A 13,285-nucleotide genomic window follows, 5' to 3' on the forward strand; every position below is an offset into this window, starting at 1 on the left:
CCTTATGTTTTAATTTTTCTATTAATTAATAATACAGCATTCCCACTCAAATCAGTATTAAACAACATATAACAGACATTTCATTAAAGCTGAACAAACCCACCAAATAACCAAATCAGCACTCCACTAACCGCTCCCACAGAAATCGCTGCGACAAACCCAATATAAAACGGCTTTAGCCCTAATCCTTTAAACATCTTGAAATTCGTTGATAGTCCAACTCCAGCCATCGCCATCCCAAGGAGATAGGTCGTTCCAAATGAACTAAGATTTGTATAGATACTGCTCCAGCTATCAGACGCGAAAATACCAAATGCATTTCCTGTACTTTCCAATGTTGCATCCCCGATCGTTCGCATAATAGAAAGAATCAGAAATCCAATGACAAATAACGGAATGAATGTATACCATTTCGGCAAACTGTCCTCTTTATTTTCTACCTGAGCAGCCAGCTCCTTCGACTTGCTAAAAAATAAATAAGAGACAAAAGGAATGATCGCAATGATAAATAAATTTCTCGTTAATTTCGTAACGGTTGCTGCATCCACCACTTGCGGCATCTGATACAGCTGATCATAAATTAGCGCTGCTCCGGTCACCTGCGCTGTATCATGGATAGCGGTACCTAAGAATAACCCAGCCTTAATCGCATCCTCCGCAAATAAGAAATGAGCGAGAAATGGATACAACAACATCCCTGTTAAACCAAAGATGGTAATATTCGCTACCGCATAAGAAATTTCATTTTCCTTCGCCTTTATTACAGGAGATGTCGCCATAATTGCAGTGACACCACAAATGCTCGTTCCGCTTGCAATTAAAGTTGCCAGACGTATGGACTGATTCATTTTATTAGCTAAGAATAAGGTTACTAATAAACCGACAGATATACATGCAACAATAAGCGGGATTCCGAATGCCCCGAGTTTTAAAGCTTCCATCAAACTCAATCGGAGACCGAGTAAAATAATCCCTGCCCGTAAGATATATTTCATCGAAAAGGAGATTCCTTTTGTAAAAATATCGGAGAGCCCGATTGAATTCCGAATAATAATACCAAGTATAATTGCAACAAAAATTCCTGAGATTGGTGTTTCGCTGCCTTCAGATAATAAACCGATAGCTTTTAAACCTGTCCCAATGAGCTGAGCACCGTACATCCCGCTAAGCATGATCAGAAGACATAATAGAAGACCGGGTAAAATATTTATTAAAAAATGTGGTTCTTTTCGTTGTATTGCATTTTGCAAGGTAACCTACCCTCCCTCATATGCGCACTTTTTCTCCATCCCTTATTATCGCATAACTAAGATAGTTTCGACAAAAATTTAAAGGATGATAGAAATTAAAGAACGGAACACTTGTTCCTAACCTTTAATTCTGTTATGCTATATCTAGAATCACATCTCGGTAAGTTCTCGCTAAATTCTAAAAACTTCAAAAGGGATGTGTTATAATGGAATTAACAAAATCACTTCGCCAGTACCCCCTAGAAAGCATCATACACGATACAGTAAGAGACGAGCCTACAGACTACAGCAATAACGAATCAGATTTCCAAAGCAACAAAAGATTCAGAGCATTAAAACGGATACCGCTGCCAAGGTTGATGAATTTAAAGATTGATTATGCTTTTAAGCAACTTTTTGGTATCGAAAAAAACAAACAAATTACCATTGTATTTTTAAATGCTTTTTTACAGGAAACGGGACGAGATCCGATTAAAGACATTACTTTCAATAATATCGAAGCAGGCGGAGAACATGTCGATGATAAGCAATCAAGACTTGACTTATTAGTCGTCACCACTACTGGTGAAAAAATCAATGTTGAAATTCAGTTTACCGATCGATATAACATGATTAGACGCTCTATCTATTATTGGTCAGGAATCTACCGCAGCCAGTTGCTTTCGGGAATGGGATACGAAGAGCTAAGCGATGTTATTTCCATCAACCTGTTGAATTTTAATATTTTTGATCAGACGGAACGGTTCCATACGATGTATCACCTATTTGAGGATGAAGAACAATTCAAACTGACAAATGCCATGGAGTTTCACTATATTGAAATGCCGAAACTGTTGAAAGCTTGGAAAGAAGATAAACTGGATCCTTGGAAAGACGTTTTAGCTAGATGGCAATTGCTGCTCGGGATGGTTGATCATCGGAATAAAAAATTCTATGAAGATATTTATCATGAATTGGAGGAGATTGCAATGGAAGATAAGACACTTCAAAAACCGTTTCATAACTGGGAAGAGCTCAGCATGACACCAGAACAGTATTTAGCTTATGAATCTCGCTTAAAGCATATTTTGGATGAAGAAGCGGCAAAGCGGGAGGCAGAGCTCCGAGCACAGGAAGCAGAGAAAGATGGTATGGAACGTGGCATGAAACGAGGAATGAAACGTGGAATAGAACAGGGAATGGAACGGGGCGAGGAAAAAGCTAAAAAATCAATAGCCCAACGTCTTCTTTCAGATGGTACAGAAATCCAATACGTAATGAATATAACAGGGCTATCAAAAGAGGAAGTACTTGAAATTCAAAAAGATATAGCTGAATAAGTTATCTTCAGCTACCTATCCACTCATCATCATGACTCTCAATGGGCGATAATGCAAAAGACCACCTCAGTCCATATCAAGGATGAAGTGGTCTTTCATATTACATATTTCACCATCTCTCAGGAAATACCAGACGTTTTATCTCAATGTTTCCTGCTGGAAAATCAAGCTTATATTCATTTTCACTTGCGACAGTTCCTAATTATGTAAGGCACCAAGCTCTTTATCTTTCACGATTACTCTTCCATATGTAGGTGTTTCTAAAGCATTAACCAACAGCACCATAAATATCATATGATACTTCACCGAATAAAAATGCTAAAGCGTCCCTTACTTCAAATTCCTAGAGTTAGGTTAGTGAAATTGTTCACATATTATACACAACTTTTGGCTTATTAAGCGTATATAATAAAGATAGAATCAATGCTCACCGTCTGCCATATATATTTGGAACAATGCCTGGTCGCAAGCCTTTATGGGAAATGTTTTTACCACAAATTCAAGGTAATGAATTCGTACCTGTTTTAGGTGGCGGTTCAGCAATGGTTACCGTGAAACAAGTCGCAGAAGCAGCGATCGGTGCTTTAGAACATGGCGAACATGGTGGAAAGTATGCAATTTCTGGAACGAATATGAAACATAAAGCCTTCTTTGAAATCATTGCGGAAGTATTAGGTCAAAAAAATACGGTTGTTCAAGTTGTCGATTTAGAGCAGATGAAGCCAGGATATATACAAGGTGATGAACAAGCTGCAAAAGAAGGGAAAGAACATGGTATCCATCTAGAATTAACAGCAGAGATACAAAACCGTGATGCTTATTTAGATCCAGCAGATACAATGCCAATTTTACAGTATAACGAAGATGATATTCATGCAGCTATTGTAGAAAGTATTAAAGCGTGCTTAGAATAATATCTTTAGTAACGAAAAGAATACCTTAAAGCATTAGACATCGCTTTAAATCTACAAAAAAGAATATATAAATAGCGTCTACAAACCACTTTTAGACGTATCATCAGACACCTTTATCTTGGTTGAAAAATCAAGTATAGGTGTCTTTCGATATGCCACTAATTTTGATTCGATATATTAAGCACATTAACACTAAGGCATTATAAAAACTAGTTGAGTGGCCCCAGATGAAACAATTCTCTTCAGATATTATTCACTAGCTCTTATAAGGTCCTACTTTTCCATTTATAATGCAGCTGCTCCCCCATCAATCGAAATTACCGCTCCATGAATATAAGATGATTCTTCACCTAATAAAAATGCTACGACATCCCCTACTTCATGTGGCTGACCTAATCTATCCGTCGGTACTTCTTCGGCCATTGCATCAATCTCTCCCCGTGGGAATGCCATCGGTATCTTGTTCGTCCCTGGTGCAATCGCATTAATACGGATATTATCCCGGCCATATTCACCAGCAATTGTTTTGGTTAAACCAATAATCGCATGTTTCGTTGCAGAATAAGCCCCAAGTGTTGGCATGCCGGCCACGCCACCCAAGGAAGCCGTATTCACTATCACGCCACCGCCAGTCTTCAGCATTTCATTCACAACAAATTTCAATCCATAGAAAGCACCATTCAAGTTCACATTGACGATGGAATGAAATTCTTCAATCGAGCATTCCAGTGTGCGAACTCCTGAACCAGAGATACCTGCATTGTTAAAGAATAAATCTACTCTTCCAAATTTGTCTATTGTCTCGGCAACATAACGCTGAACATCTTCCATCATGCTCACGTCCGCTTCAACAAAAATTGCTTCCACTCCTAACTCCTCACATAGCCTTACTGTTTCTTCTCCTCTTTCCTTTGACAGATCAACAATAGAAAGGTTTGTTCCTTTCTCCGCAAGTTTTAAAGCTGTTTCCCTACCAAAGCCACTACCACCACCTGTAATGATTGCTGTTTTTATCATATGAAAACCTCCGTTATTATTATTAGTTAAATTTATTGTGAATTGTTGAACATATAAGTTTTATTATATCATTAACAACTTAAATAATCTATCTCTCTTGTTTGGTTAACTTAGAATTTACTTATTAGAGGCAACCTATTCTCCACTGATTCCCACAACCATTCGACAGAATTCGAGTAGTGACATATACCTGAACCATGTTAGAATAGAACTAACTATGAACCGAGTGGTGATAATATGTTTAAACGTGTAAAAGAAGCAACTTATTTGACGGCTGAAAAGGCGTGGAGCTACCGGGCAATTCTCCGTTATTTTTTTATTCAGCATGAAAGAATGAGAGAATTTCTTTTCCCAGAAGAAATCTATGAATACCTTATTCAATATGACGAATTCAAAGACTATCCAATTGAAGCCCTTCACATTGACCTCGACACGCTGGTGAAATGGGGAAACCTCATAGCTAGACAAGAATTGGGTAAATCGCGAACCGTTGAAGAATTTAAAAAGAAGCGATTTCGTTACCAATCCACACCTTATACCATCGAATTTGAGAGAATGCTCATCCAGCTTGAAGGCATGGGAGAAGTATTTGGCGGCTCTCTTGAAAAATCCCAATTTGAACGCCTTTATCAATCCCTTGCAAAAATTGAACGTATTATCAAAGGAAACTTAATGGAAAAAAATGAAGAATGCGCTCAACTTTGGGATGATACTCTTTCCTATTTCCGGCAAATTACCCAGAACACATCCGACTATATTGCCTACCTAAATAGTGAAGAAGTTGAAGAGCAAATGCAAACGGAAGCTTTTCTCGTTTACAAGGATCAGTTTACTACCTATTTAAGAGACTTTATTATAGCGCTGCAAGGAACATCCCTGCAAATTCAGGATATTTTACTTGCAATCACAAAAAGTGAACTGCGCGCCTTTCTTCAAAAGGTCATCCAGCATAAAGATCAAGTTTTCCGCTTTGAGCAAGAACAAGAAGAAACAGATCCATATAAAGAACAGGAGGAAAAATGGGCAAGCATTAAAGATTGGTTTCTCGGGAACGAACACGGGGAAAGTCAATACGAAATGTTACAACAACGTACAACCGAATCCATTCGTCGGATTACTCGAGTAGTTCAGCGACTTGGGGAGAGACATCAATATTTCCGGAGCAGGAAAAAGGATTACCTTCATCTCGCAAAATGGTTTAGCTCATTGGAAGACTTGGAGGAAGCACATCAGCTTTCCTCTGTAGCCTTTGGTGTCTTACATACTCGTCATTTCCACATCGATCACATCCCAACGGAAAACATTTATACCGACGTCTGGGACGAGGAACCAATGGAACACGAAACAAAACCGATCACACGGAACTACCGGGAAAAAACAAGACCTGGTGCAGTTACCAGTAATACCAAAAAGAAAGAAGAATTAAAAAAACAATATTTAGAACAGAAGCAACAGGAGAAGAAACTAATCGAACAATATATTGAAGGAAACGAAATCCACATTGAAAATCTTCCGCTTGTTGAATCCCATGTTAGAAAACTGTTACTCTCCTGGATCGGTAAAGCGATGGTTCGCAAAGATCGGACGATAAAAACAGAGCTTGGTGTAAAGGTACGTGTAGTTATCCGTGATGGTCGAGTTTTACTACGAGCAAAAGACGGCGTCCTCAAAATGCCTAATGTAACCTTTCAATTTATAGATCTGGAGGGATCAGCATCATGAATCAGACCGGATTTGATGAAGAAACAATTGAAGCTTTAAGCATATTATTTGAACAGTTTTGGGTGTTACGCACGAAAGAACCTGCTACATACCAATTCATCCGTGAACGGGAAAAAACATTGAAACGATATATTTCCGATAAATTGGGATTTGACTTAATCGTTCACCAACATTTTATCAAATTGGAAAAAATACCAGTTACTCCAAAAGGATGGATGGGAATTCAAGATTTTACTGAGCCACTTGATTATGCAATTTTTTGCTGTGGATTGTCTTTCACCGAACAGCGATCCGTTGAGGAGCAATTTTTATTATCCGATATTACGGAAGAAATCGAGGATCTCTATCCAGGAGATTTTCCGCTGGATTGGACGAATTATCAGCAGCGTAAATCACTTGTACGTGCACTGAAGAAAATGGTTGAACTCGATATTATTAAAGTTGTCGATGGCGATATTGAATTGTTTGCAGGTAATGAGGAGCATGAAGTTCTTTATGAAGTGACAGTTTACGCCCGCTATTTCATGCGCTCCTATCCAGATGATTTGTTCTGCTACCAAACAACAGAGGAAATACTCGAGAGCGAATGGCTGAGACATCAAGATGATGTGCGTCGTAAACGGGTATACCGGAAACTGCTTTTCTCCCCCGCTGTCTATCGCGAGAGCGAGGAAGATCCTGATTTCGGTTATATCCGGAGCTTCAGAAACAGACTGCGTGAAGATTTAGAAGCACATACACAGTTTCAACTAGAGGTATTTAAAAATGCAGCCATGCTCGTCATGCCGGAACGAAAACAGCGCTATACCCTATTTCCCGACCAGAAAGCAATTATGAATGTCGCACTCCATTTTCAAGCGTATCTGCGCGAGAATAGCGAGACTTATTCCATTAATGCACTTGGTGAACTCAAATTGACGATGGCAGAATTCAGCCAAATAACAGGAACGGTAAAAGAGATTTACGGACAAGGCTGGAGTAAAAAATACCGGGACATGTCCTATAACCTGATTGCCGAAGAACTTTTACAGCTCTATAAAGATTGGGAATTAGCGACAGTCGAAGCCGATTCAGACATGATCATATTAAAACCTGCCATTGCAAGAATGGTCGGGCATTATCCTAAAGACTTCGAGGTGAACAATTAAAATGAATAAATGGAAAATGAACCGTGCTGGGTTACTGAATTTCTGGTATTACGATGAAGAAATTTTTAATTTTTCTAATGGAAAACTATTGCTCCGAGGTAGTAATGGTTCCGGAAAATCCGTGACCATGCAAAGCTTCCTCCCTGTACTTCTTGACGGAAGAACATCGCCTGACCGTTTAGATCCATTCGGTTCCAAAGCAAGAAAGATGGAAGATTATCTTTTAGGTGAAAAAGAGATCGTCAATCGGGATGAACGGACCGGCTACCTATTTATCGAATTTAAACGGGAGCACACCGAGCAATATTTAACAATTGGGATTGGCTTACAAGCAAAACGCAATAAACAGATGAAATTCTGGGGGTTTGTCATAAATGATAACCGTAGGATTGCCATCGACTTTCATCTGTATAAATTGGAGCGGAGTGCAGGTGAAGAACATAAACTCCCTCTCTCCCGCGTTGAACTCGAAAACCTTCTTCAAGATGGAGGTCATGTTGTACAGACGAAATCAGAATATACGAAGCTCGTAAATAAATATCTATTCAACTTTGAAACAATCGAAGCTTATGAAGACTTGATTAAACTGCTTATCCAGCTCAGAAGTCCAAAGCTTTCCAAAGACTTTAAACCGACCGTCATCTATGAAATTTTAGAAGCCGCTCTTCCCCCATTGTCCGACGAAGACCTGCGTCATCTGTCGGATACGATTGAACAGATGGATCAGACCAAACAGCAGATCGAACAACTAGACCGGGAAGCAGCTGCCATCACCAGCTTAAATAATTTCTATCAAACGTATAATGAATATATACTCGCCGAACAGGCACATGAATATTTACAAGCCGAAAAACGTTTGGCAAAAGAGCAAGAAAATGAACAGGAAACCAAATTGAAACAAGAACAGCTAATAAATGAAATCGAGCAGCTGGAAGTAGACAGGAAAGAACTAGAATTAAAAAAATCCACCTATATGGCGCAAGAAAAGCGATTACGCTCCCATAAAATTTGGAACTTAGAAGAGGAACGTGCGGAAATAGAAAATAAACTTACACAAGAAACTGCGATACACCGCAGAAAAACGGATCAACTGCAAACAAGGCGAAATCGAGAGCATAATCTAAGAATAGATTTACAGAAACTAGAAACAACTATTGCAAGTCAAGAAAAAGACATCAAAGACAAGCTGACCGATCTTGTAAATGACGCGGAAGAAGCTGCGTTTACGGAATCTCATCATATAAATGAACAAGATTTTAAACGTCACGGGCAAGCAACCTTTGATTTCAGCTTATGGAAAAAAGAAGCAGGCAACCATTTGTCGAATCTTGAATGGTTAGAAGAGAAACTAAGAGAATTTGAAGCATTAAAAGAGAAATACCAAGAAAAAAACAAACAATTGGCAGATGAAAATAAAAAATTGGATGACGCCCTGTATCAAGAACAGGAATGGGTACGACTTTTCGAAGAGGATAAAGAGATAAAATTGAATGAAATCCACACTTGGGTAAATGAAACATCTTGGCTTGATATTCCAGATGAAGTTATGCAGGAAACTGCTCGTGCGTTGCAAAGTTTATATGAGGATACCTCCTATGAAACGATAAAGGAACCATTCCGCCAAGCAACATATCAATATGAACAGAGCCAACGAGAAAAACTGTCTGAGCTTCGTTTCATGCAAAATCAATTAATAGAAGAGCTCGAAGCAAAGGAAGCAGAACTGGCTGAATGGAAGTCGAAAAAAGATCCCGAGCCAGCCACTGATCCGTTAACAAAAGAAGCTAGGCAGCAACTAACAGAAATGGGGATTGCCTACTCCCCTTTATACGCAGCAGTTGAATTTCATGATGATGTCGAAGCGTCACTTCAGAAGCGGATTGAAGCTGCTTTGATTGATAGTGGTATGCTGAACGCATTGATTGTAGAAAAAAATATCGAAATAAAACATGATAAAGTACTGACTGCGGATCCGCAGATGATGGCTTACACGCTTGCTAATTATTTAAAACCTGACCTTGATTCAAACAGCAAACTACCAACGAGCTTAGTTGATGATATATTAAGAAGTATTTTAATCGATGAAAGCGATGAAACTCATTTCTCCGTGGATGAACAGGGTAACTATAAAATAGGACTTCTCAAAGGTCATGCTCTCCCGGTGGAAAATGTTCGGTATATCGGTAAAAATGCAAGAAAAAGATACCAAGCAGAACAAATCGAACGCATCCAGGAAGAAATCTATGCATTACAAAACGAAAAACAATCCCTGGACAGCAGAATCGAACAAATAGAAACAGCTATTAAACAAGCGAGCACGCGACTTGCTGCTTTTCCACCCGACAAAGACTTAGCTGAAAGTTTCAACCAGATTAAGGATGTTCGATTAACGATCAATCACCACAATGGACAGATCGCAATATTAACTACTGCAATCCAGACAATATATGCGGATTATACAACTATAAAACGTACCATTGATGAAAAAACGAGGAGTTATAATTTAGAAGTGAGTCTCTCTTCATTTCAAGAAGCAATCGTTGTAATGAAGCGTTATGAAAAAGATTTATCCGAAACAGAGAAATCACATATCCAGTACATTAACTTTTCTCTCCAATATCAGGATAAACAAGATCAACTTCGCGAATTGACAGAAGAAATATTGGAAATTCAAGGAGACATCAACATAGCAGAAGACTTGATTAAAGAGCTCGAAGTAAACTTAAAACAAATCAAACTCGAACTTGAAAAACACGGAGAAATGGATATTCGTAAACAGATCAACGAAGTACAAGACATGTTAAAAGAAATCGATCATGCCCTCGATAAAACGAAGGAAAAGCTGCCGGTTAAACGAACAGAACGAAAACAGATCGATGAACAGCTCACACATGTCCGACAAACCGTTCAATTCTGGTTGCACCTGAAGGAAACTTGGGAGAAGTCTTTCTTAAGCGAATTGCATCGGGAATTCGTACTAACTGGAAATGATCAACCTGCACATGAGGCTGCTAGGAAAGTTACAAACGAATTTGGACATCTTTTAAAAGAGAAAGAACGTCCTAAACTTTTGGAACAGCTGACAAAAGAATATTATAAACAGCATGGCGACTTGATGGAATATCGTCTGAACAGCTTCAGTGCACTCTACCAGACACCTGAATGGATGAATAACGAGACAAGTGATGAGCAGAAACTTCATATTGATAATTGGAAACAAAAAATGTCCCGGCAGCTTATTGAATTGAATCATCTCGGAAAACAGATGAGTCCTTCGATGCTTAAACAGCAAATAGAAATGGAACAAGCTCGTCAAGAAAGCTTCCTTGACGATCAGGACAGAGCACTATATGAAGAAATCCTTTTCCATACCGTTGGGCAAAAGCTGCGTGCACGAATCCGTCGAGCAGAGCAATGGGTGAAGCAAATGAAAAAATTAATGGAATCTCGCGACACCTCATCCGGCTTATCCTTCTCTATCCAGTGGAAGCCCCGAACAGCCGATTCGGAGACTGAGATGGATACGGTTGATCTTGTCCATCTACTAAGACAGGATGCCAAGCTTTTAAAAGAAACAGATAGAGATAAAATTATTATGCACTTTCGCTCCAAAATAGAAAAAGCAAAAGAAGTAGCCGAAAATGAAAATGAATTACAGACATTCCTTCAAGTGTTGAAAGAAGTGCTTGATTATCGTAAATGGTTCTCCTTTGTTCTCTATTTTCGCCGTGAAGGAGAGAATAAACGTGAACTGACAAATAATCAGTTTTATAAATTCAGTGGTGGTGAAAAAGCGATGGCAATGTATATTCCTCTGTTCACTGCTTGCTATTCGCGCTACTTGGAGGCTGATCCGGAGGCACCCTATATAATATCGTTAGACGAAGCTTTTGCTGGAGTGGACGAAAATAATATTAGGGAAATGTTTGAGATTGTGGAGCAATTAGGTTTTGATTATATGATGAACTCGCAAGTGCTTTGGGGAGATTATGATACGATCAGTGAGCTTTCCATTTATGAACTTCTAAGACCGAAGAATGCTGATTTCGTCGGCGTCATGGGCTATTACTGGGATGGAAATAAACGCATCGAACTTGATAAAATAGAAACAGATGAAGAAAGCGACATGAAGGTGACACAATGATGATGAAAGAAGCTTTAGCTTATTTTAGCGACGGAGATCATTTTCGTCGCTTGTTTTCTCTTTTTAAGAAAAAATATGAATCTCTTGGCAGAATTGGCGGTACAGTTAGATTAGAATATTTTTCAGATGAAGAATTAGATGCACTCGCACGATTTTTAGGTGTAACAGATAAAGAATTAAGAAGGAAGGGCAATGTTTCCCTTGAGAAATTTGAGCAACAGCTACAATCAACGAGATTTGAAGGAGTCCATTTAAAAGCGTTACTCGAAGCGTATTTCGGGGAAACCCTTCTTTCAAAAAAGGAAATGAAAGAGAAACAAGATGAAGAGACCCGGCAATTTTTCATTCAACTGAATGATAATTTCCCTGCACTACGTGATTGGCTAAACCATGTCAGAAAAAAGCCGGCTGATACATACTGGATTTATCGGTTAATAGAAGAGTCTAAACCTCGCTTTATAAAATGGATGGAACGCTTGGAAAAAGCAATTACACATTTACCTGAGCAATATGAACGACTACCGTTGTTCAGTCAACGTATCACTCGTGATCCACATGCATTTGACCAAAATACAAACTTAGGACGACTGTTTATTCATATGCTGTCCATTTACTCCATGAACGACGGGAACGTATTTATTCCATCGACCAGCGAAGGGATAAATGATTTGCTATTATCTCATCGAATTTTAAGGGATGATATAACGAATTATGTTACATGCGCGAACATCATTGGTGAAACAGAAAGTGGTATTCATCCAATGTGGCAGGCAGCCGCAGAAACACATAGCGTCATGAATGTTCCACTTCGGGAATTAGTCGATTTATCACATGCTTACCCAGCTAACCATGGATGCGATGTTTGGATTGTTGAGAACTCGGGTGTCTATTCAAGCTTGCTTGACGAACTTCCAAGTGTTCCATTGCTGTGCACGCATGGACAATTTAAATTAGCAGGTCTTGTTCTAATCGACTTACTCGTGCAAGAAGGATGTACAATCCATTATGCAGGTGACATTGATCCAGAAGGTTTAAATATAGCGGAACGATTATTGCTCCGGCACCCAAGTAATGTGCGGATTTGGAAAATGGATCTGGAATCGTACAAAAAATCGATCACAGAGGTAGAACTATCCACCGAGCGTATCCAAAAGTTAGCTTCGATCACATCCTCTGCATTAATACCAGTCGCGAATGAATTAAGAAGAAAGAAAAAAGCAGGTTATCAGGAAGCATTGGTTCCTGATATGGTGCAGGAATTAATGATGTATTTAGGATAGAGATTAATTTTTATGGCAGCAAGGATATTTTTAGAGGATAAATGATTTTTTCAGGTAAAAAAGCTTTCTTTCCAATAGATCTATTACGAACTTGGAAGAAAGCTTTTTTACTATTGTTTTTTCTTCTTAAAAATTACTCTACATCACTGTACAAGAAGACTTTAAATAATGCTTGATGAGCTTACTATAATAAATGTGCAGCTTTACTGGACGGCGGAATCGAACAAGGAAAGTTTTTCACAAATTGATAAGACCCCTCTGCGTGAACGAACTCTAATCTTAGTTTCTTCGAGGGATTAAACTACCTTTAATTGCATGAATGAACTCTAATCTAGTTTCTTCGAGGAATTAAAGCACCTCTAATCGACCGAACGATTTCTATGCTGACTTATTCAGGTGATTAGAACCCCTCTAATCAACCGAAATGAAGTCGAATCTAGGACAAACGGGCGATTAAAGATGAAACGCTCTATTCTACTCGAAAAAAATCT

General features: G+C 38.8%; 8 protein-coding genes. 6 read left to right on the plus strand and 2 right to left on the minus strand.

Going from position 1 to position 13,285, the window contains the following annotated elements:
• Window positions 1–83 precede the first annotated feature (83 nt).
• A complete protein-coding gene (locus tag IEX94_RS04075; protein WP_229782558.1) occupies window positions 84–1,250 on the minus strand; it encodes a YeiH family protein in 1,167 nt (388 codons plus the stop codon).
• A gap of 206 nt (window positions 1,251–1,456) precedes the next feature.
• Here IEX94_RS04075 and IEX94_RS04080 point away from each other — a divergent pair, with 206 nt between their 5' ends.
• Window positions 1,457–2,569 (plus strand): Rpn family recombination-promoting nuclease/putative transposase, encoded by a 1,113-nt coding sequence (locus IEX94_RS04080; RefSeq protein WP_229782559.1) that lies wholly within the window; start codon window positions 1,457–1,459, stop codon window positions 2,567–2,569.
• Window positions 2,570–3,051: 482 nt separating this feature from the next.
• Window positions 3,052–3,483 (plus strand): hypothetical protein, encoded by a 432-nt coding sequence (locus IEX94_RS04085; RefSeq protein WP_188856145.1) that lies wholly within the window; start codon window positions 3,052–3,054, stop codon window positions 3,481–3,483.
• Between the two features lie 285 nt (window positions 3,484–3,768).
• Here the strand turns inward: IEX94_RS04085 and IEX94_RS04090 are convergent, their stop codons facing one another.
• A complete protein-coding gene (locus tag IEX94_RS04090) occupies window positions 3,769–4,500 on the minus strand; it encodes an SDR family NAD(P)-dependent oxidoreductase (RefSeq protein ID WP_156856368.1) in 732 nt (243 codons plus the stop codon).
• A gap of 237 nt (window positions 4,501–4,737) precedes the next feature.
• On the opposite strand from IEX94_RS04090, the gene IEX94_RS04095 reads away from it, so the two are divergent.
• From IEX94_RS04095 to IEX94_RS04110, 4 genes are read left to right on the plus strand one after another with little or no spacing between them, the layout of a single operon-like run.
• Window positions 4,738–6,222, plus strand: coding sequence for a TIGR02677 family protein (locus IEX94_RS04095; RefSeq protein WP_188856146.1), 1,485 nt, complete (start codon window positions 4,738–4,740; stop codon window positions 6,220–6,222).
• Window positions 6,219–7,370 (plus strand): TIGR02678 family protein, encoded by a 1,152-nt coding sequence (locus IEX94_RS04100; protein ID WP_188856147.1) that lies wholly within the window; start codon window positions 6,219–6,221, stop codon window positions 7,368–7,370. Before IEX94_RS04095 ends, IEX94_RS04100 begins: the two co-directional genes overlap by 4 nt.
• Before the next feature lies 1 nt (window position 7,371).
• On the plus strand, window positions 7,372–11,514 hold the full coding sequence (locus IEX94_RS04105; protein ID WP_188856148.1) for a TIGR02680 family protein: 4,143 nt from the start codon (window positions 7,372–7,374) through the stop codon (window positions 11,512–11,514).
• Window positions 11,511–12,794, plus strand: a complete 1,284-nt coding sequence (locus tag IEX94_RS04110; RefSeq protein WP_229782560.1) for a TIGR02679 family protein — start codon at window positions 11,511–11,513, stop codon at window positions 12,792–12,794. Before IEX94_RS04105 ends, IEX94_RS04110 begins: the two co-directional genes overlap by 4 nt.
• Window positions 12,795–13,285: the final 491 nt, after the last annotated feature.

This window comes from Oceanobacillus indicireducens (assembly GCF_014647195.1).
GTDB classification, from domain to species: domain Bacteria; phylum Bacillota; class Bacilli; order Bacillales; family Amphibacillaceae; genus Oceanobacillus; species Oceanobacillus indicireducens.

Bases quoted from the DNA above. Each gene is read 5' to 3' on its own strand.
- IEX94_RS04080 (WP_229782559.1), top strand. From the start codon at position 1,457: ATGGAATTAACAAAATCACTTCGCCAGTACCCCCTAGAAAGCATCATA.
- IEX94_RS04085 (WP_188856145.1), top strand. From the start codon at position 3,052: ATGTTTTTACCACAAATTCAAGGTAATGAATTCGTACCTGTTTTAGGT.
- IEX94_RS04090 (WP_156856368.1), bottom strand. From the start codon at position 4,500: ATGATAAAAACAGCAATCATTACAGGTGGTGGTAGTGGCTTTGGTAGG.
- IEX94_RS04095 (WP_188856146.1), top strand. From the start codon at position 4,738: ATGTTTAAACGTGTAAAAGAAGCAACTTATTTGACGGCTGAAAAGGCG.
- IEX94_RS04100 (WP_188856147.1), top strand. From the start codon at position 6,219: ATGAATCAGACCGGATTTGATGAAGAAACAATTGAAGCTTTAAGCATA.
- IEX94_RS04105 (WP_188856148.1), top strand. From the start codon at position 7,372: ATGAATAAATGGAAAATGAACCGTGCTGGGTTACTGAATTTCTGGTAT.
- IEX94_RS04110 (WP_229782560.1), top strand. From the start codon at position 11,511: ATGATGATGAAAGAAGCTTTAGCTTATTTTAGCGACGGAGATCATTTT.